Origin of the sequence: Vibrio sp. MOR3, from assembly GCF_001557775.1 — a bacterium.
GTDB classification, from domain to species: Bacteria; Pseudomonadota; Gammaproteobacteria; order Enterobacterales; family Vibrionaceae; genus Vibrio; species Vibrio jasicida.
In genome coordinates this window covers 36,079-54,730 of sequence record NZ_LNRD01000006.1, presented here as the reverse complement: position 1 = coordinate 54,730, position 18,652 = coordinate 36,079, and the positions used below count along the sequence as shown (strand labels likewise).

21 protein-coding genes are annotated in these 18,652 nt (G+C 44.2%); 17 read left to right on the top strand and 4 right to left on the bottom strand.

Features of this window, described 5'->3' with window-relative positions; translation table 11 throughout:
• Positions 1-328: 328 nt before the first annotated feature.
• The 10 genes from rbsD to ATB76_RS13550 all read left to right on the top strand — a co-directional run bounded on the left by rbsD (position 329) and on the right by ATB76_RS13550 (position 9,256).
• The gene (rbsD, locus tag ATB76_RS13595) at positions 329-748 is read left to right on the top strand and encodes a D-ribose pyranase (RefSeq protein ID WP_061035474.1); all 420 of its coding nucleotides are present in this window, start codon (positions 329-331) and stop codon (positions 746-748) included.
• Between the two features lie 24 nt (positions 749-772).
• Positions 773-2,278: a ribose ABC transporter ATP-binding protein RbsA gene (rbsA, locus tag ATB76_RS13590; protein WP_061035473.1), complete on the top strand. Its 1,506-nt coding sequence runs from the start codon at positions 773-775 to the stop codon at positions 2,276-2,278.
• Positions 2,275-3,258: a ribose ABC transporter permease gene (gene rbsC, locus ATB76_RS13585; RefSeq protein WP_005435746.1), complete on the top strand. Its 984-nt coding sequence runs from the start codon at positions 2,275-2,277 to the stop codon at positions 3,256-3,258. Before rbsA ends, rbsC begins: the two co-directional genes overlap by 4 nt.
• A gap of 93 nt (positions 3,259-3,351) precedes the next feature.
• Positions 3,352-4,230 carry a ribose ABC transporter substrate-binding protein RbsB gene (gene rbsB / locus ATB76_RS13580; protein WP_061035472.1) on the top strand — a complete coding sequence of 293 codons (879 nt, stop codon included), beginning with the start codon at positions 3,352-3,354 and terminating at the stop codon, positions 4,228-4,230.
• Between the two features lie 204 nt (positions 4,231-4,434).
• A complete protein-coding gene (gene rbsK / locus ATB76_RS13575) occupies positions 4,435-5,355 on the top strand; it encodes a ribokinase (RefSeq protein WP_038867987.1) in 921 nt (306 codons plus the stop codon).
• Between the two features lie 15 nt (positions 5,356-5,370).
• Positions 5,371-6,381, top strand: a complete 1,011-nt coding sequence (locus tag ATB76_RS13570) for a substrate-binding domain-containing protein (protein ID WP_005435752.1) — start codon at positions 5,371-5,373, stop codon at positions 6,379-6,381.
• Between the two features lie 222 nt (positions 6,382-6,603).
• Positions 6,604-6,822: a hypothetical protein gene (locus ATB76_RS13565; protein WP_038867986.1), complete on the top strand. Its 219-nt coding sequence runs from the start codon at positions 6,604-6,606 to the stop codon at positions 6,820-6,822.
• 157 nt (positions 6,823-6,979) lie between these two features.
• Entirely contained in the window at positions 6,980-7,717 is a 738-nt protein-coding gene (pnuC, locus tag ATB76_RS13560) for a nicotinamide riboside transporter PnuC (RefSeq protein WP_061035471.1), read from the top strand.
• A 4-nt stretch (positions 7,718-7,721) separates the two neighbouring features.
• A complete protein-coding gene (locus ATB76_RS13555) occupies positions 7,722-8,453 on the top strand; it encodes a nucleoside phosphorylase (protein ID WP_061035470.1) in 732 nt (243 codons plus the stop codon).
• Positions 8,454-8,575: 122 nt separating this feature from the next.
• Positions 8,576-9,256, top strand: a complete 681-nt coding sequence (locus ATB76_RS13550; protein ID WP_038880709.1) for a Crp/Fnr family transcriptional regulator — start codon at positions 8,576-8,578, stop codon at positions 9,254-9,256.
• Between the two features lie 76 nt (positions 9,257-9,332).
• On the opposite strand, the gene ATB76_RS27255 is transcribed toward ATB76_RS13550, so the two are convergent.
• Positions 9,333-9,497, bottom strand: a complete 165-nt coding sequence (locus tag ATB76_RS27255) for a DUF3012 domain-containing protein (protein ID WP_078609721.1) — start codon at positions 9,495-9,497, stop codon at positions 9,333-9,335.
• 246 nt (positions 9,498-9,743) lie between these two features.
• Here ATB76_RS27255 and ATB76_RS13545 point away from each other — a divergent pair, with 246 nt between their 5' ends.
• The 4 genes from ATB76_RS13545 to vctC are packed head-to-tail and all read left to right on the top strand — an operon-like array spanning position 9,744 to position 13,310.
• Positions 9,744-10,652: a siderophore ABC transporter substrate-binding protein gene (locus ATB76_RS13545; protein ID WP_061035469.1), complete on the top strand. Its 909-nt coding sequence runs from the start codon at positions 9,744-9,746 to the stop codon at positions 10,650-10,652.
• A gap of 21 nt (positions 10,653-10,673) precedes the next feature.
• Positions 10,674-11,609, top strand: a complete 936-nt coding sequence (gene vctD, locus ATB76_RS13540) for an iron chelate uptake ABC transporter permease subunit VctD (RefSeq protein WP_061035468.1) — start codon at positions 10,674-10,676, stop codon at positions 11,607-11,609.
• Positions 11,602-12,552, top strand: a complete 951-nt coding sequence (gene vctG / locus ATB76_RS13535) for an iron chelate uptake ABC transporter permease subunit VctG (RefSeq protein ID WP_061035467.1) — start codon at positions 11,602-11,604, stop codon at positions 12,550-12,552. Before vctD ends, vctG begins: the two co-directional genes overlap by 8 nt.
• A gap of 2 nt (positions 12,553-12,554) precedes the next feature.
• Positions 12,555-13,310: an iron chelate ABC transporter ATP-binding protein VctC gene (gene vctC / locus ATB76_RS13530; protein ID WP_061035466.1), complete on the top strand. Its 756-nt coding sequence runs from the start codon at positions 12,555-12,557 to the stop codon at positions 13,308-13,310.
• A gap of 44 nt (positions 13,311-13,354) precedes the next feature.
• On the opposite strand, the gene cueR is transcribed toward vctC, so the two are convergent.
• Positions 13,355-13,741: a Cu(I)-responsive transcriptional regulator gene (gene cueR / locus ATB76_RS13525; RefSeq protein WP_005437780.1), complete on the bottom strand. Its 387-nt coding sequence runs from the start codon at positions 13,739-13,741 to the stop codon at positions 13,355-13,357.
• Between the two features lie 348 nt (positions 13,742-14,089).
• Positions 14,090-15,061 (bottom strand): AraC family transcriptional regulator, encoded by a 972-nt coding sequence (locus ATB76_RS13520; protein WP_061035465.1) that lies wholly within the window; start codon positions 15,059-15,061, stop codon positions 14,090-14,092.
• 116 nt (positions 15,062-15,177) lie between these two features.
• Here ATB76_RS13520 and ATB76_RS13515 point away from each other — a divergent pair, with 116 nt between their 5' ends.
• Both ATB76_RS13515 and ATB76_RS13510 read left to right on the top strand, forming a co-directional pair.
• A complete protein-coding gene (locus ATB76_RS13515) occupies positions 15,178-17,184 on the top strand; it encodes a TonB-dependent siderophore receptor (RefSeq protein ID WP_061035464.1) in 2,007 nt (668 codons plus the stop codon).
• An 80-nt stretch (positions 17,185-17,264) separates the two neighbouring features.
• Positions 17,265-17,546: a DUF2218 domain-containing protein gene (locus ATB76_RS13510; RefSeq protein WP_038867965.1), complete on the top strand. Its 282-nt coding sequence runs from the start codon at positions 17,265-17,267 to the stop codon at positions 17,544-17,546.
• 82 nt (positions 17,547-17,628) lie between these two features.
• Here ATB76_RS13510 and ATB76_RS13505 read toward each other — a convergent pair whose 3' ends face one another.
• Positions 17,629-17,877 carry a YgjV family protein gene (locus ATB76_RS13505; protein WP_038867963.1) on the bottom strand — a complete coding sequence of 83 codons (249 nt, stop codon included), beginning with the start codon at positions 17,875-17,877 and terminating at the stop codon, positions 17,629-17,631.
• 324 nt (positions 17,878-18,201) lie between these two features.
• On the opposite strand from ATB76_RS13505, the gene ATB76_RS13500 reads away from it, so the two are divergent.
• On the top strand, positions 18,202-18,465 hold the full coding sequence (locus ATB76_RS13500) for a hypothetical protein (RefSeq protein WP_038867962.1): 264 nt from the start codon (positions 18,202-18,204) through the stop codon (positions 18,463-18,465).
• The last annotated feature ends 187 nt before the right edge of the window (positions 18,466-18,652 follow it).

Below are 18,652 nucleotides of genomic sequence, written 5' to 3'. Positions count from 1 at the left end.
TAGACATATTTTCGTTATTTCAAACTGACTCAACACATTTTTGTTGTGAATGAGTTTGCTCTCGGAATTAACAGTTCAATGACTTTTCTCATATTTTCATAAGTCATCGAAACGTTTCGATAGGGAAGTGTGACCGCAATATCTTTTTCGTAATCAGTTAGCACTCAATTACGGATCATTCTCACACCTTATCGATCTGTGACTGGTCAATTCTTCTTGGCGTTTTATTATTGCATCGAAACGTTTCGATGAGTGTTTTGTCAATATCGAATTTAGTCCAAGAGAGACACTCACAGTTGTATGAACGTGTAACCGAAAGGTCGATGAGATGAAAAAAAGTACCCTAATTAACTCAGAAATTTCTTACTTGGTGGCGACGCTTGGTCATACCGACGAAATCACCATTTGTGACGCGGGCTTGCCAATTCCTGATCATGTACAACGTATTGATTTAGCGTTGACGCACGGAGTTCCTGGCTTTCTAGATACCGTCCGAGTGATCTTATCTGAGTCCCAAATTGAGGGGGTCATCATTGCTGAAGAATTCGCAAAAGTTAGCCCAGTTCACCATGATGCACTTATTACTGAGTTGACGAAAGAAAGTGAGCTAACTGGTAAACAAATCGCGATTAACTACGTATCGCATGAAGACTTTAAAGCTCGTACAGAACAAAGCCGCGCTGTTGTGAGAACAGGCGAGTGCACACCTTACGCGAACGTGATTTTCCAAGCCGGCGTGGTGTTTTAAGCCAGAACTAATTGAGGACAAATTATGACTCAAGCCATTCTACAACTGAGCGACATCGAGAAAGCCTTCCCGGGCGTTAAGGCGTTGGATAAAGCCAGCCTTAATGTATACCCAGGTCGAGTGATGGCGTTGATGGGCGAGAACGGAGCTGGCAAGTCAACTTTGATGAAAGTACTCACCGGTATTTACCATATGGATGCAGGAAGCATTCAATATCAAAGTAAGCCAGCGGCGTTTAAAGGTCCAAGAGACTCGCAAGAAGCCGGCATCAGTATCATTCACCAAGAATTGAACTTGATCCCGGAGCTAACGATTGCCGAAAACATCTATCTAGGTCGTGAGTTTACCGGCACGATGGGGCGTATTCAGTGGGGCAAAATGTATGAAGAAGCAGACAAGTTGCTTCAACGCCTTAACGTAAAGCACTCTTCAAAAACTTTGCTTGGTGATTTGAGCCTTGGTGAACAGCAAATGGTGGAGATTGCGAAAGCGCTGTCTTTTGAATCTAAAGTCATCATCATGGATGAACCAACGGATGCTTTGACCGACAAAGAGACGGAATCGCTGTTTAAAGTGATTAACGAACTTCGTGACCAAGGTTGCGGCATCGTTTACATCTCACACCGTCTGAAAGAAATCTTCGAAATTTGTGATGACATTACTGTGTTGCGTGACGGTAAGTTCATCGGCGAATGCCAAGTTAAAGACACCAACGAAGATGGACTCATCGAAATGATGGTTGGTCGTAAGTTGGAAGAACAATATCCACGTATCGATGTGACGCATGGTGACGTTTGTCTTGAAGTGATTGGTTTGACGGGCTCGGGCGTTCACGACATTAGCTTCACGCTTCAACGTGGTGAAATCCTTGGTGTGTCAGGCTTGATGGGCGCGGGGCGTACAGAGTTGATGAAGGTGATTTACGGCGCGTTACCAAGTGAGCGTGGCGTTATCAACTTAGACAACAAGACTATTAACCCAGTAAGCCCACAAGATGGCTTGGCGAATGGCATTGCTTACATCTCTGAAGATCGTAAAGGCGATGGCTTGGTGCTGGGCTTATCCGTGAAGGAGAACATGTCTCTGTGTGCACTGGATAAACTCACCAAAGGTTTCCAAATCCAACATGGCGAAGAAGTGTTGGCGGTTGAAGACTTCATTAAGTTGTTCAATATCAAAACTCCAACACGAGACCAAATCATTGGTAACCTTTCTGGTGGTAATCAGCAGAAAGTGGCAATCGCAAAAGGGTTAATGACCAAACCTAAAGTTCTAATTCTGGATGAGCCAACTCGTGGTGTCGACGTGGGTGCGAAGAAAGAAATCTATCAGCTAATCAACAAATTTAAAGCCGAAGGCATGAGCATCATCTTGGTTTCTTCTGAGATGCCTGAAGTGCTGGGAATGAGTGACCGCATCATGGTGATGCACGAAGGTCGAATCACGGGCGAATTCGATGCGAAAGACGCCGACCAAGAAACACTACTCGCTTGTGCCGTAGGCAGAAAGATCAATGAGGAAGCAGCATGAGTACTAAGACCATGAGCAAACCAACCGAAGCGAACAGCAAAAAGTTGTTCACCAAAGAATGGCTGATTGAGCAAAAGTCATTGATTGCACTGATTTTCTTGATTGTTGTTGTGTCATTCTTGAACCCGAACTTTTTTACGGTAGACAACATTCTTAATATTCTTCGTCAAACCTCAGTCAATGCGATCATCGCGGTAGGTATGACGTTGGTTATTCTGACTGCAGGCATAGACTTAAGTGTTGGTTCTGTACTCGCGCTGTGTGGTGCGTTTGCCGCGAGCATGATTGCGTTAGAAGTGCCGGTGCTTATTGCGGTTCCGACGGCATTGTTTGCTGGTGCGGCACTGGGTGCGATCAGCGGTATCATCATTGCTAAAGGTAAGGTTCAAGCCTTTATCGCAACACTGGTTACTATGACGTTATTGCGCGGTGTAACCATGGTTTACACAGACGGTCGTCCTATCTCTACGGGCTTTACTGATACAGCAGACGCATTTGCATGGTTCGGTACAGGTTACGCCCTTGGTATCCCAGTTCCTGTTTGGTTGATGGTGATTGTTTTTGCTGCGGCTTGGTACCTGCTGAACCACACTCGCTTCGGTCGCTACGTGTACGCACTTGGTGGCAACGAATCAGCAACGCGCCTTTCTGGTATCAACGTTGACCGTGTGAAAATCGGTGTATACGCCATCTGCGGTATGTTGGCAGCGCTTGCAGGCATCATCGTAACGTCTCGCCTGTCTTCGGCGCAGCCAACAGCAGGTATGGGTTACGAGCTAGATGCAATCGCAGCGGTTGTTCTTGGCGGTACCAGCTTGATGGGTGGTAAAGGTCGCATCATGGGAACCTTGATTGGTGCTCTGATCATCGGCTTCCTAAACAACGCGCTGAACCTACTCGATGTATCTTCTTACTACCAAATGATTGCGAAAGCAGTGGTTATCTTGCTAGCAGTACTGGTAGACAACAAAAACAAGTAATTGATATTTAAAAATAAAGAGCTCCACTAAATCCTGAATACAAATCGAGCCAGGGGACGTGTGCTGGCTCACCCTACACAAAGGACTAGAACGATGAAAAAACTCGCAACTCTTATTTCTGCTGCACTTCTTTCTTCAACCGTATCGGTAGCGGCACACGCTCAAGATACAATGGCGATTGTAGTTTCTACACTGAATAACCCGTTCTTCGTAACGATGAAAGACGGTGCAGAAGCGAAAGCGAAAGAACTGGGATACGACTTGATTGTACTGGACTCGCAAAATGACCCGAGTAAAGAACTGTCAAACATCGAAGACCTAACGATTCGTGGCGTAAAAGCGATTCTGATTAACCCAACAGATTCAGACGCTGTGTCAAACGCAATTCGTATGGCGAACCGTTCTAAGATCCCTGTGTTGACACTAGACCGTGGTGCAAGCCGTGGTGACGTAGTGAGCCACATCGCTTCTGACAACGTAGTTGGCGGCGAAATGGCTGGTCACTACATCATGGAAAAAGTAGGTGAGAAAGCGAAAGTTATCCAACTAGAGGGTATTGCAGGTACGTCTGCGGCGCGTGAGCGTGGTGAAGGCTTCATGACAGCAGTGAAGGGCAGCAACATGGAACTACTAGCAAGCCAACCTGCTGATTTTGACCGTACTAAAGGTCTGAACGTAATGGAAAACTTGCTTGCAGCGAACCCAGACGTTCAAGCGGTCTTTGCTCAGAACGATGAGATGGCACTGGGTGCGCTTCGCGCAGTTCAGGCATCAGGTAAAGACGTACTTATCGTTGGCTTTGACGGTACTGACGACGGCATTGCTGCTGTTAACCGTGGCAAGTTAGCAGCGACTATCGCACAGCAACCAGATCTTATTGGTGCGTTGGGTGTAGAAACTGCAGCGAAAGTATTGAAAGGCGAGAAGGTTGAGGAGTACATTCCTGTTCCGCTTAAAGTTGTGACTAAGTAAGTTTAACGTTCGACTCAGTGCTTCTTCTTTGTTGAAGATAACGGAATGACCCAGTAAATGTGTTGGGTCATTCCAAACAACGAAAGCTTTAAGTTAGAAAATTAAATCTAGTTGAATCGTAATACGCTTACGTTTTTTCAAAGAGCGTAAACCTATTACTCCTGTTCAAATATAAAGGGTTCAATCAGAACCGAGGATAACCGTATGAATAAGTTAGTGGTGTTAGGTAGTGTAAACGCTGACCATGTTCTTCAAGTGCCTTCTTTCCCTCGCCCTGGCGAGACGCTGCATGGTCGCAACTATCAAGTTATCCCAGGTGGCAAAGGTGCCAACCAAGCTGTTGCGGCAGCTCGATTAAACGCAGACATCGGTTTTATTGCGTGTGTGGGTGATGATTCGTTCGGCATCAACATTCGTGAGAACTTCAAAATGGATGGCATCGACATCACTGGTGTGAAGATGCAGCCAAACTGTCCAACAGGCATTGCCATGATTCAAGTGGCGGACAGTGGCGAGAACAGCATTTGTATCTCAGCAGAAGCCAACGCAAAGCTGACTGCAGAGGCGATTGAGCCCGATCTAGAGCGCATTCGTCAGGCTGATTACTTGTTGATGCAACTAGAAACGCCAATGTGCGGCATCGAGAAAGCAGCGCGAATCGCGAAAGATGCCAAGACCAACGTGATTCTTAACCCTGCACCAGCTCGCGAGCTGTCAGATGAATTACTGTCTTGCATTGATGTGATTACACCAAACGAAACGGAAGCGGAAGTGCTAACAGGCGTGACGGTAGCAGACGATGACAGTGCACAAGAAGCGGCGAACATCCTGCATTCGAAAGGCATTGAAATCGTCATGATCACGCTGGGTGCGAAAGGGGTGTGGTTGAGTCAAAACGGTCGTGGTGAAATCATTCCTGGCTTCCGCGTAGAAGTAACAGATACCACTGCGGCGGGCGATACGTTTAATGGGGCATTAGTCACTGGTTTATTGGAAGACTTACCTTTAGAATCAGCGATTAAGTTTGCCCACGCAGCAGCCGCGATCTCAGTAACTCGCTTTGGCGCGCAAACCTCCATTCCAACCCGCAAAGAGGTTGAGGAGTTTCTGGCTCAACACCAATAATCTAGGAGTAATAACATGGCAACGATGAAAGACATCGCAAAACTGGCAGGGGTTTCCACTTCAACTGTGAGCCATGTTATTAACAAAACTCGCTTTGTCAGCGAAGAGATCTCCGAACGAGTCAACAACGCTGCCAAAGAACTCAATTACTACGCGCCGTCTGCTTTGGCGCGTAGTCTCAAAGTGAACCGCACCAAAACCATTGGTATGCTAGTGACCACCTCAACCAACCCATTTTTCGGTGAAGTCGTAAAAGGTGTTGAGCGCAGTTGCTACCACAAAGGTTACAGTCTGATCCTGTGTAACACTGAAGGTGATAACGAGCGAATGCGTGAATCTATCAATACGCTGTTGCAAAAGCGCGTTGATGGCCTGATTTTGATGTGTTCATCGTTAGAAGGGGAGCGTATTGATGTATTCGAACGTTACCCTGATATTCCGGTTGTAGTGATGGATTGGGGCCCTATGCTGTTCACCAGCGATAAGATCCAAGACAACTCACTTCGTGGTGGTTATCTTGCAGCTAAATACCTTATCGACTGCGGCCACCAAGAGATTGGTTGTATTACAGGTCCACTAATCAAGCATCAAGCGCAAATGCGTTACGAAGGCTACAAGCGAGCGATGATCGAAGCTGAGCTTGAATTCAATGCAAACTGGATTGTTGAATCTGACTTTGAATGTGAGGGTGGTTATCAAGCCTTCAAGAAAATGGCGGAACGTGGTCCATTACCAAGCTCGATTTTTGTCTCCAACGACATGATGGCAATGGGCGCAATTAACGCGGCTAACGAGCTAGGCATTAAAATTCCAGAGCAGTTATCCATTATTGGCTACGATGACATCCATATCGCCAAATTCATGTCTCCATCTTTGACAACAATTCACCAACCGAAATACCGTCTAGGGCAAGCTGCAGTCGAAACCTTATTGCGAAAACTGGATGATAAATCTGATGAAGCTCAGGTTGTACAGCTTGAACCTACATTGGTTGAGCGTAACAGTGTGAAGTGTCTCTCCGAATAAAGAAGTTATTCGTACTCAATTAGTTATTTATCTAAACTTATAATGGTTAGCTTTCTGAATGGATTTAGAAAGTAAATGCCTTCTTTTTACATAATAAGCCCATCAAAGTGTGATTTTTTGCGCGTAAAGTGAAAGACATCGTGTAGAAATTCACAGGAAAGCTTATTATTAGAAGAGTCTATAAATAGATTTATAAATTATTGTGGTGAATGGAATTTTTTTATGTTTGTTAAGAGATACGCACAGTATTCAACTAAGAGACCTTGGTTTCATCGTATCAATGTAATGTTGGTATTGTTCGTATTTGTAGTCAGTGTTTATGAACTGCTCGCAAACGAAGAATTCGTCTATTTGTCGGGCATCGCTTTTACGTTCATTGCAACTGCATTTTTTGCCTCTGCGTCCTCTTTCAAAAAGCGCTATTTAGGGCATGAGTCGTAAACAATTTAAGGTGACAAGTGCCATCAAAGCACTTTAAAACAATTATTGATCTGATTTATGATCGGATACATCAAAGGGAGGACAAATGTCCTCCTTTTTGTTTGCTGCGAGGCAATAAGATGAGCGCATCCCAAGCACAATAATAAAGGACACCTTCATGGACCTATTTGCCCTGTTAGACATCAACAACACCCTTGTTAATATTCCCATTGGTGGTGGCTATGCAATGAGCTGGATCGAAGCGTTTGGTACGGTTTTCGGTCTGCTTTGTATTTGGTTTGCGAGCCAAGAAAAAACCATTAACTACTTGTTCGGTCTGCTGAACGTAACACTTTTTGCCGTTATCTTTTTCCAGATTCAGCTTTACGGATTGCTTCTGCTTCAACTGTTCTTCTTCTGCGCCAACATCTATGGCTGGTATGCATGGACAAGACCAAATGCACAAGGTGAGACACTTGAGGTTCGTTGGTTAAGCAAACAGAAGCTGATCGCGACAGGTTCAGTAAGCATTGTTGCGATTGCGATGTTAACGATTTACATCGACCCATTCTTCTTTGCGTTGGCTAACATTGCCGTTGATACGCTAAATGTGTTCGGTGCAGGTTTGTCTGAGCCTGTCTTAGAGCCAGATGCTTTCCCATTCTGGGATGCAACCATGACCGTGCTTTCTATCGTGGCGCAAATCTTGATGACACGTAAGTACGTTGAGAACTGGATTCTTTGGGTCGTAATCAACATCATCAGCGTTGGTATTTACGCGACACAAGGTGTGTACGCAATGTCGGTTCAATACGCAATTCTCATGTTCATCGCAGCAAACGGTACAAGAGAGTGGGCACGTAGCGCAAAACGCAACGGTGAGAAGACCCTAACTCAAGTGACAGCTCAAGGTTAAGCCAATGATGAAACAACCTCATATTGGCGTAGACAGCACTCAAATAGCACCTCGAGTGATCGTGTGTGGTGAGCCAGATCGAGCAAACCGTATTGCCGCGTTATTTGATAACGCAGAACTGGTCTCTGAAAACCGTGAGTATCGAGTGTTTACGGGGACATACCGAGATCAGCGCGTATCAGTGTGTAGTACAGGTATCGGCGCTCCATCGATGATCATTGCGGTGGAAGAGTTAAAACAGTGTGGTGTGACAGATGTGATTCGAGTAGGATCGGCTGGCGCGATGCAATCTGGCATTCAACTTGGTGGGTTGATTGTGGCTGAAGGCGCAGTGAGAGACGAAGGTGGCTCGAAAGCGTACGTTCGCTCTTCTTATCCGGCTTACGCAAGCTTTTCGTTACTGAAAGCGCTGGACAGCTATTTAGCCGAAAAAGAGGCGCGCTATCATTTAGGTGTGGTTCGTTCCCATGACAGCTTCTATACCGACGACGAAGAAACGATCTGCGAGTACTGGAATAAGAAAGGCATTCTCGGTGCGGATATGGAAACCTCAGCTCTGTTTACCGTCGGTAGGCTGCGTGGTCTGAATGTAGCCTCCATTCTGAACAATGTGGTTTTGTATCAGCAGGATGTGAAAGAAGGTGTAGGGCAGTACGTAGATGAAGCGCAAGTGATGATGGAAGGGGAGCGTTTAGCGTCTTACGCTGCTCTTGAAGCCTTAATTGCACAGAGTTAACCAGATCACAGCTTAGTTAATTTTATAAGCGGCACCTCGGTGTCGCTTTTTTATTGGCTGTCATCAAACGATTCTAGCGAGTACAATCTATTTGAGATTGTTGTCATTAAAGAGAAACTCACGTGAAAATAAGCCCTTATCCGACTGGACGTTTCAAAAGCTTTCTAGAACAGAAAAGTGCTGAGTTTCGTGACTTGATCTATCAATGCCAAATCGGCAGTCGATACTTTGACTCTGGTGAAGAGATCCTTCGCCAAGGTGAACAACTTCAATATCTCTATGTTGTGCCAGTCGGGCGAGTTTCAATGAGTATCATTGCTGCTAACGGACGTCGTTTCCAGTTGGGCGAAGCCAATTGCGATTATCATATCTATGGTGAAATGGAGTACTTCACACAAACGCCTTGCCAATGGAATGTGGTAGCTGATGAACACATGCAGGTGGATATCATCTGTATCCAAAAACTGACTGAGGCGCTGCATCAGCAACCTGACATGATGTTCTTCTTTGCCTCTGCTTTGGCGGAGGACTATCAGGATTCAATGGACATCTATACCAATCGCTTGTTACACCCAATTACTTACAACATCGCTTATGATTTGTTAGTACAAAAACAGACTAATACCTTGTTGGGTGGATTTGGCAAAGTAAACCAAGAAGCCGAAAGATTTGGCACTTCCGGGCGTGTTTATCGCCGAGCGGTGAAAGATTTAATGGACAAGGGTTTGATCAGAAAGGGCGAACAGGGGCTAGAGATTGTTGATGAACTTGCACTAAAAGCGTTTCTTGATGCCTACGAGTAGCCCGCACGATTCCATTTTAAAAATAAAAGCTGCGGGCTATCTGGTTGATCTGTTATTCAATCAGAACAATGTGTGTTTATTCTGATTTAAAAACACAATTTTTAGCAAAATCAGACGCTTCGTTAGCAGTCCATTCGCCTTTTGGCTTTTCTTTCATGTCGTTACACCACGCTTCACTGCCCACCTCTGTACAAGCCATCAGTTGCGCTGCGACAAAAACCATTAATGCTAACTTCTTCATTTTCTAATCCTTTTTGATAAGACTTGTTTTGAAGTATAAGCACTCGATCACGAGATAAACATGAAAATTATTATTTTGAGCTTACCGTCTCAAATCCGATATAGATACAGTGTAATTTGTTGATTTATTAAGCCAATTTAGAAGTGTAACGAATGTAAAGTTATTAAATAATCGGTTGAATGCCTATGTGAGTAACGATATATTGCGAATGCGCATGATAATGGATCTCATTTAAGGTTTAAAATAATGGAAAAACTCGTCAGTGCGGCTCTTGTTTCGCTGCTCACAATCTCACCTGCTTTTGCTGCAACCGTCAACATCGATCACTACATGGGAACGACAGAAGTCGAACAATCACCAAAGCGTGTGGTTGTGATTGGCTTTGGCCCTCTTGATATGCTCGATAGCTTTAATATCGACCCTGTTGCAGTTTCGAATGCCTCGCATCTCCCTAAATACTTATCGAAATACAATAAAGACAATTACACCTCTGCTGGTAGCTTGTTTGAACCGGATTTCGAAACCATCTATATGCAAAAACCAGATTTGATTTTGGTTGGTCCTCGTAGCTCATCGAAATACGATGAGTTAAGTGAAATTGCACCAACAGTCGTTTTTGCATCAGGAGAGAAAGAAGCTTACTGGCAGGGCACAAAAGCACAATGGCGTAATCTTGGTAAGATCTTCAACATAGAGGATAAGGTTGAGCAAAAAATCGAAAACTTGGATGCACAGTTCAAGGCGATTCGCGAATACAACCAAACCAATAATAATGATGCGCTCACGATTTTGAGTATCGGAGACAACATCAGTGCATTCGGTGCGAAGTCTCGTTTTGGCGCGATTTACACAGATTTTGGCTTTACTGAAACAGTGAAGAACCTCAAAACAGGAACGCACGGTGACGTCATTTCTTACGAGTTTATCCGCGAAGCTAACCCGAAAAATATTCTAGTCATTGATAGAAACTCACTTCATGCAAAGTCTGACAATGACCTCGCTAAAGCGTTGGATAACGATTTGGTTAAAGCAACTTCGGCTTACAAGAACAAGAAAATAACCTTCCTAGATGTTGATGCATGGTACTTAGCAATGTCTGGCGTAACAGCAACGGAAAAGATGGTGAGTGAAATCAAACACACGATCGATCTGTAAAAAAGCTAGCTGAGGTTAACTTTGAAAAAGTTGTTGCTTGTTCTTATTGTTCTAAGCGTCGCATCGTTGTTTGTTGGGGTGGCAAATATGACACCCCAACAGTTGTTTTCGGGCGATGCAAAAGCAATAGAACTCTTCTTTACTAGCCGAATTCCGCGTCTATTTGCCATTCTTCTTGCCGGAGCAGGGCTGAGCATCGCTGGATTAGTGATGCAGCAAATTAGCCAAAACCGATTCGCCGCGCCTTCAACAACGGGCACGATTGAGTGTGCCATGCTCGGTTACGTAATGAGTGTGGTGTTTTTTGGTAATGGCGAACAGCTTTGGCTTGTCTTTGCTGTCTCTATTCTGGGGACCTTGATGTTCGTCCAGTTCATTCAACGCATCCAATTCAAAAGTGTCGTGTTTGTACCGCTCGTCGGCATCATCTTTGGTAACGTTGTTGACGCCGTTACTACTTTCATTGCCTACAAATACGATGCACTACAAAGTCTTTCAGCGTGGAGCGTAGCGAATTTTGCCAACATTTTGCGTGGTGATTTTGAGCTGCTTTACATTGCCGTGCCTGTGGCGCTTTTAAGCTACCTGTTTGCCGCGCGTATCTCTGCTGTTGGCATTGGTAAAGACTTTGCAGTAAACCTTGGTCTTAACTACCAACAAGTGGTGACGTTAGGTGTACTTTTTGTATCGGTAATGTCTGCCAGTGTTGTGATGATCGTTGGTCAACTGCCGTTTCTTGGGCTTATCGTTCCAAACTTAGTCAGTTACTTCTATGGCGACAATCTTAAACGCAATATCCCGCTTACTGCCATGTATGGGGCAATACTCGTTTTGGCGTGTGACTTGGTTAGCCGATTGATCATCTTCCCTCATGAAATGCCGATTTCAATCGTGATCAGTATCTTGGGTGGAGTGGTGTTTATCGCGATGTTGTTGCGAGGTAAGCAAAGTGCGTGATTCCAAGAAACTGTTCTTATTGGCAGCCGTCGCGCTGCTTTTTGCGTTTCTGTTTATTGGTATTGGCTTAACAGCAGATAACTACCAATACTTTTTGTCGCGACGTGTGCCTAAAGTATTAGCCATGGTATTAGCGGGTATTGCGATTGCTCAATCTTCATTGGTGTTCCAAACCATTACCCACAACCGGATTCTTACTCCAAGTATCATGGGATTTGATGCGTTGTATGTGTTGACGCAAGTGCTGATTGTTTTGTTGTTTGGTGGTTTAAGCGCACTCGTTCTGAATGTTTACATCAACTTTTCGATTGCTGTATTGGTGATGGTAGGCTTTTCGATGTTGCTGTTTGGGTTTTATTTTTCAAAAGGTGGGCGCAATCTCATCACTTTGTTGTTGGTAGGGCTGATCTTTGGGCAGTTGTTTAGCAATATTGCAGTGTTCTTCTCCCTTCTGATGGACCCAAATACGTTTGCGTTTGTGCAATCTAAACTGTACGCCAGCTTCAACAACGTGAAGGTGAACTTGGTGTATCTCAGTTCGCCAATATTGCTCATCGCTTGCTGGTTGCTGTATCGCATGCATCGCACTTTAGATATTTTTTGGCTCGACCAAGACAATGCTAAGAGCCTAGGGGTTGATGTCCCTAAAGTGACGCGCAATGTCTTTATTCTCTCTGCGGTTCTCATTGCCATTTCGACGGCTTTAGTCGGGCCAATCATGTTCTTTGGTTTATTGGTGACGAACTTGAGCCGTGAAATGCTCCACTCTTACCAGCATCGTACTTTATTAGTTGGTTGTTCATTGATGGCAATTTGTGCCTTGTTGTCGGGGCAGTGGATTATAGAAAACCTATTTTCATTTGAAACGACGCTGAGCGTGGTGATTAACTTTATTGGTGGTACCTACTTCTTGTATCTACTGCTGAAAAACAAAGTCGTATAAACATGATAGTTATAGATAAATTAACCAAAGCATTTGGTTCCAACAAAGTAGTTGATGGCGCGGATACCCAATTTGAGAAAGGGAAGGTGACATCGATTATTGGTCCAAACGGAGCAGGCAAAAGTACCTTGTTGTCGATGGCGTCACGATTGACCGAGCGAGATGGCGGTAGTGTCATGATTGATTGCAAAGAGATTGCAGAATGGGACACCAAAGAACTTGCGAAAAAGCTGGCGGTGTTGCGCCAAGCAAACACGATTACGATGCGTTTTACCGTGAAAGAACTGGTCTCGTTTGGGCGATTCCCTTATTCAAAAGGCAACTTGTCCAAAGATGATCACGCGATCATCGAGCAAGCAATTGACTACTTAGACCTGAAAGGAATTCAAGATAAGTTCTTAGATGAATTGAGTGGTGGTCAACGACAGTTGGCGTTTATTGCGATGGTGATTGCCCAAGATACGGATTATGTTTTCCTCGATGAACCATTGAATAATCTTGATATCAAGCACTCGCTACAGATCATGAAAGTCGTTCAGCGCCTTGCTCACGATATGAATAAAGCCATGGTTGTGGTGATTCATGATATTAACTTTGCGGCTTGTTACTCCGACGAGATCCTTGCGCTGAAGAAGGGCAAAGTGGTTGCCACTGGCAAGGTAGATGAGGTGATTCAGGCATCCACGTTAGAAGATATCTACGAGACACCTTTTAATATCATTGAGCTTAATGGCAAGCGTATGTGTACTTACCACTAAAGCTACATTCATTACATTAAAGCGAAATAGAAAGGTTGGCGAGCTTATTTGGTGAGCTCGTCAATGATTGGACATCGGCTCTCGGCATCGCCTGGGCAAGATGAAACCCAACCTTCTAATTGCTTTTTAATCTCCAACAAGTGAGCGATCTTTTGCTCAACTTCATGAAGCTTATCCATCGTACGCGCTTTCACTTCGCTGCTCTTGCGATTTGGATTGTGCGCCAGTTGCACAAATTCTTTGCATTCTTGTAGTGAGAATCCTGCGTTTTTCGCTCGGGAAACAAGGTTGAGCTCTTGGATGTGTTTGTCAGAATATTCGCGATAGCCTGAATCGCTGCGAGCTGGTGACGAGATGATGCCTTTATCTTCGTACATACGAATCGACTTAGAAGACAACCCTGTTAATTTCGCAACTGCACCAATATTCATGATGACCTCTGTATTTCAGAAAACCTTTCTCGCGAGTATAACGCCAAGTGTTTATCTTCCCAAAGGGCTTTGATAGCAAACCTATTTTGTGGCGTTTATACCCAAGTAACCTCGAGATGCTAGGTTCAGCGAGAATGACTTGGTTTGTAGACGCGGCGGCGATTTAAAGATCTAGTCATTCTAAATCAAGAATCGGCAACAAAGTATACAAGCCAAGGCCCTTACTATTTGCAAAGAGTGCCCTTTAGGAGCGTGTCATTGACTCGCTTTTTTAGTCAAACAAATGGCTGCGTCAAACAACTTGGAAAGAGCTAACTATTACACTGCGTTGTTTTCCTTACTCTCGAATCAATGACTGTTGACGATCTCGTGTGGCGGAACACCAAATACTTTCTTGAAGGCGTTGGTAAAGTTCGATGGGTGGTGGTAACCCGCCTCGTATGCCGCTTCTGTGATAGTCACTAATCCGCGCTCCAAATGCTGGCGAGCGATCTCTAAGCGGCGATGACGGATGTAACCGTTGATGGTCATATTAAAAGATTGTTTAAAGCGACGCTGCAGATTAGAAACGCTCATCGAGAACTGTTCTGCTAAGCGCTCTAAGGTTAAATCTTCTTCGAGGTGCGTCTCGATATAACTGACTACATCCTCGATTCGAGCATCGCCAGAACGCTTTTTCTCTTCGCACTCTGCGCAGTAGTCGTCTGGCATTTGCCCAATCGAGTGGGAGAGCACTTGGTAGATCAAACTCTCTACCCCGATACGATCTTTCATGTTTGTCGGAGATTCATGTTGAGTGAGAGCTCGTGTCAAATCAATTAACGTCTCATTAAGCTCCAGCGTGTAAAAGGCTTGGTGAGTTTCAATAAAGCGCTTGTGACCGCAATGTCCCGCCATTCTCGATTCCAACCAAGGTGGCTTAATAAGAATATTAATCTTATTCATTCGGTTGTTTTGAATCAGCGAGCGGCGGAAGTTTGCAGGCTTAGCTAGGTTAACAACCACGCCTTGTGGGCCTTTGCTTGCGTCAAAGTCAAATTGGAGGTCATCGTAACCAAAAGAGAGTTTTCCCTCCAAAAGAATGGTAATCAGTAGTGCAGAATGTGCGGTTGAAACGATATTCGAATCGACTAATTCAATGCAACGTCCGCCATGAACAAAGATTTGGTCGTTGTATTGGTAGGAGAGGAATTGACCTTCCGCGAGTTGGGTTTGGCTGCTTTGACCTTGGGTTACAATGATCTGTTTTTCAGTCTGATCAAGCTTTTTGGTTAGAGCCACTTTGGCAATTTTAGTTCTTTTTTTGGTCTCTTCCGCCATTTGACGTTTCCTCATAACACCTATGCGATTTCGCATAAGTGATTCGTCTTTGTATTTATCAATAGCGACCCTATCATACGTGAGAATTATTATCATTTATATTTAGGAAGACGTTTATGGAAAGCCCAGTTAGCTCATCAATTAAGCTTTCAAGCCTATGCCTAGCAGTCGTGGTGGCACTTGCTCATCCCGCTTTAGCCCAAGATCAAGATTCTCACTTCGAAGAGGTAGTGGTATGGGGTACGAAGGTATCTAGTAACACCGAATCAATGTTTGCCGACGATATGTCGCTCAAACAAGCTGACCACATGTCTGATTTGCTTCGTGATATTCCCGGCGTTGACGTGGGCGGTACACATTCTGTCAATCAACGTATCACCATTCGTGGTCTTGGTGAAACCGATCTTGATATCCGTTTAGACGGCGCCTCTCAGCATGCCAACATGTTCCACCATATTGGGAACCTTACACTCAACCCAGACATTCTAAAGTCAGCAGATATCCAAGTGGGTAATAACTCAGTTACCCAAAGCGGTCTTGGTGGTTCAGTGTACTTTGAGACTAAAGATGCTCGTGATCTGCTGCGTTACGATGAAAACTTTGGTGCTCGCGTATACGGCGGTTATGCGTCTAACGATAACCAACAAGGTTCTCTAACGCTTTATGGGTTGCTGTCTGAAAACGTGGACGCGATGGTCTATGGTCACTACGTAACACGTGATGACTTTAAAGATGGTGATGGCAATAAAACCTTTGGTGCGGAAGGAGATGTTTACAACATCTTAGGTAAGCTCGGCTATGAGTTTGGTGATATCCACCGACTAGAAATCTCATACGATATGTATCGTGACAGTGGTGATTACAACCCTCGCCCTGATATGTCTGGTGATGCCAATAATGGCTTGTCTAGTGAGCTTCTAATTCCTACCGATTATGATCGTGACACGGTCACATTAAGTTATGAGCTTCGTGGTGAGCAACACCAAGGAGACGTCACGTTATACAACACTGAAACCGAAATCGTTCGTGATGAATCTGTCATGGCGCCGCGTTGGCCGGCAAACCGTTTATCGAAAAATACCGCGAAAAACCAGAACTTTGGCTTAAGCGCAAAATTCCAATCATTGCTAAGTCTGGGGAATATTGATCATCGCGCGACTTACGGCCTTGATTACATGGATAAGACTTCTGAAAGTTACTATGGCAGCAACAAGTTCATGGACGAATCTGCGGTTTCTACAGCTCTGTTCGTCGAAGATCAATTCTTTATCTCGGATGCGCTTTCGATCACGGCCGGCCTACGATTTGACGACTACCAACGCAAAGCAGAAACAGCTAACAACGATTACGACAAAGTGACATGGGCACTAGCGGCAGAGTGGGCAGTAACACAAGACTGGACACTGTTTGCAAGTTCTCGTTCGCTCTTTAAAGGTCCAGAACTAATGGAAACCTTTATTGCTTACCAAGATGTGGCTTATCTACAAGATGGTTTGAAACCAGAAACGGGACTCAACACCCAAGGTGGTGTTCGTTTCAATAAGGCGGTAGATGAACACACATTTGGCGCAAACCTAACCGTGTTCCAAACCGATATTGATGACTACATTGCAGAAGCGTATCAAGGAGCGACTCAAACATACCTTATTTATAATGAAGGTGATGTCGAGATCAAAGGTTTTGAAGCGAGTGCTTTCTATGGTTACGAAAGCTTCGGCAGCAAGCTGTCTTACTCAAAGTCGGATACAAAGAATAAAGATACGGGCGGCCCAGTAGCGGGAGGCAATGGCCGTAGTATTGACATGGGTGACAGTATCGCTTTAACGCTGGATTACCAATCGGATTCGTTAGAAACCATCTTTGGTTGGAACTCAATGTTTGTGCTTGAGGAAGACAATGTGTTTGACGGCCAACCGAAGAAAGACAGTTACGATGTTCACAACTTGTACGCACAATGGGTGCCTTCTAACGTTGACGGGCTATCGGTCACCTTTGGTATTGATAACGTATTTGATGAGCTTTACACGTCTCACGCCTCTCGCTCGGGCACAGCAAGGGGGATTACGTTAGACGATTACGAACCAGGGCGTAACTACAAGTTGTCTGCCGCTTATCAATTCTAACTCTAAGGGCAATAACAACAACCTTAGATGTTTGGCTCTCGTACGAGAGCCTTTTTTATGAAAGGGACGAGGGACTGAAATTGATCAAAGAAACCACTGTAATTGAAAGCGAGCATGCGGCGAAATATCTCGTGACTTTGTGTCGCCACTTCGCACGTAAAGTGCCGGCGACTTGGAATGATGAAAAAGGTTTGGTGACATTTCCTGTTGGAAATACGGAGTTCAAGTTAGAGGGGGAGCGTTTACTGATAACTTGTGAGGCGGACTCTGAAGAGTCATTAGAAAAAGTGAAGGGCGTTGTGTCGGTTCATGTAGAAATGTTTTCGCGTCGTGAAACTCTAGAGTTGAACTGGATACGATAACGAAAGTGCACGAGCGGATCAAAAGAAACAAACGAAAAAGCCCGTAAGCGTAACACTTACGGGCTTTCTAAAATCATTTCTACTAGGCTTCTTCAGGCGCTAGGCTTTTTTTTTCCTGCTGCATTTTAGCAAGGAAGTACACGTTAACACATGCAATAAAACCATTTGTTAGCACAACAGGCCACGCATCAATCATTAGACCGTATGCAGTGAACAGTGCACAGCCGATGAAGTTTAGGATACGTAGTTTAACGATGTCTTTCATAGTCAGCGAAATAGCAACCATGATTGATGCCGCGTAACCTAAAATCTCAACCATATTCATCTCCATTATTTGACCCTCTTAAATCTGCCGAATGTTTTCGGTACCTATTCTTCTCATCTTGAGATTAGCGAGGAAGCTCCATGCCTCGAATGGTCTTGTTTGTTCTGATGGGTGAACTATAGCAATGGAAAAATCGTGATGAAAGCCTCAAATCAAGGTTAAGAGAAGGTTAGCGATTACGCAAACGTTTAGGAAAGAAATTGTTGATAATTTTACTTATTATGTTGATTGATAATAACGATTCAAATGATAGACAAAACAAAGTTGAAGCAATGACAACAATGACATAATATTGAAAATGAGAATCATTATTAATTAAAGAATTGAGTTATGCCTGTTGCTATTAGTTTTCTGTATTCACTTGCTTTGATGATGCGTACCAAACCTCATTCGTGGGGCGTGGTTATTCATATTATGACGCACGTTGTCATGTTGCTTGTGATTCCTTCTGACTATGCAATCCAATACTTGATGGTCATGTTCTTCTCTTCTCCCTTACTGATCAGGCTCGCCAAGCGTTCTTCTAGTTTTGACATTTTGTTCGCTTTTCTACCGCTTTTGATTGGCACCGGCGGCCTTGTTCTCAGTCATTAAGCTGATTCAATTTCTAGTTTTCATGCAAACTAACTAAACTTTGATTAATAAGCTATTATTTTCATATGCTTGGTTGGGGTTTTACCTTAGTTAAGGTGTCACATAATTGTGACTATATCCTGATTTCGTTTCGACTGATTAACGAAAGTGCAAAATATGATTGTTTATTGACTCAATAGTTAGTTAA

Coding starts and splice junctions, on each gene's coding strand:
- rbsD (WP_061035474.1), top strand. CDS start 329: ATGAAAAAAAGTACCCTAATTAACTCAGAAATTTCTTACTTGGTGGCG.
- rbsA (WP_061035473.1), top strand. CDS start 773: ATGACTCAAGCCATTCTACAACTGAGCGACATCGAGAAAGCCTTCCCG.
- rbsC (WP_005435746.1), top strand. CDS start 2,275: ATGAGTACTAAGACCATGAGCAAACCAACCGAAGCGAACAGCAAAAAG.
- rbsB (WP_061035472.1), top strand. CDS start 3,352: ATGAAAAAACTCGCAACTCTTATTTCTGCTGCACTTCTTTCTTCAACC.
- rbsK (WP_038867987.1), top strand. CDS start 4,435: ATGAATAAGTTAGTGGTGTTAGGTAGTGTAAACGCTGACCATGTTCTT.
- ATB76_RS13570 (WP_005435752.1), top strand. CDS start 5,371: ATGGCAACGATGAAAGACATCGCAAAACTGGCAGGGGTTTCCACTTCA.
- ATB76_RS13565 (WP_038867986.1), top strand. CDS start 6,604: ATGTTTGTTAAGAGATACGCACAGTATTCAACTAAGAGACCTTGGTTT.
- pnuC (WP_061035471.1), top strand. CDS start 6,980: ATGGACCTATTTGCCCTGTTAGACATCAACAACACCCTTGTTAATATT.
- ATB76_RS13555 (WP_061035470.1), top strand. CDS start 7,722: ATGATGAAACAACCTCATATTGGCGTAGACAGCACTCAAATAGCACCT.
- ATB76_RS27255 (WP_078609721.1), bottom strand. CDS start 9,497: ATGAAGAAGTTAGCATTAATGGTTTTTGTCGCAGCGCAACTGATGGCT.
- ATB76_RS13545 (WP_061035469.1), top strand. CDS start 9,744: ATGGAAAAACTCGTCAGTGCGGCTCTTGTTTCGCTGCTCACAATCTCA.
- vctC (WP_061035466.1), top strand. CDS start 12,555: ATGATAGTTATAGATAAATTAACCAAAGCATTTGGTTCCAACAAAGTA.
- cueR (WP_005437780.1), bottom strand. CDS start 13,741: ATGAATATTGGTGCAGTTGCGAAATTAACAGGGTTGTCTTCTAAGTCG.
- ATB76_RS13520 (WP_061035465.1), bottom strand. CDS start 15,061: ATGGCGGAAGAGACCAAAAAAAGAACTAAAATTGCCAAAGTGGCTCTA.
- ATB76_RS13515 (WP_061035464.1), top strand. CDS start 15,178: ATGGAAAGCCCAGTTAGCTCATCAATTAAGCTTTCAAGCCTATGCCTA.
- ATB76_RS13505 (WP_038867963.1), bottom strand. CDS start 17,877: ATGGAGATGAATATGGTTGAGATTTTAGGTTACGCGGCATCAATCATG.
- ATB76_RS13500 (WP_038867962.1), top strand. CDS start 18,202: ATGCCTGTTGCTATTAGTTTTCTGTATTCACTTGCTTTGATGATGCGT.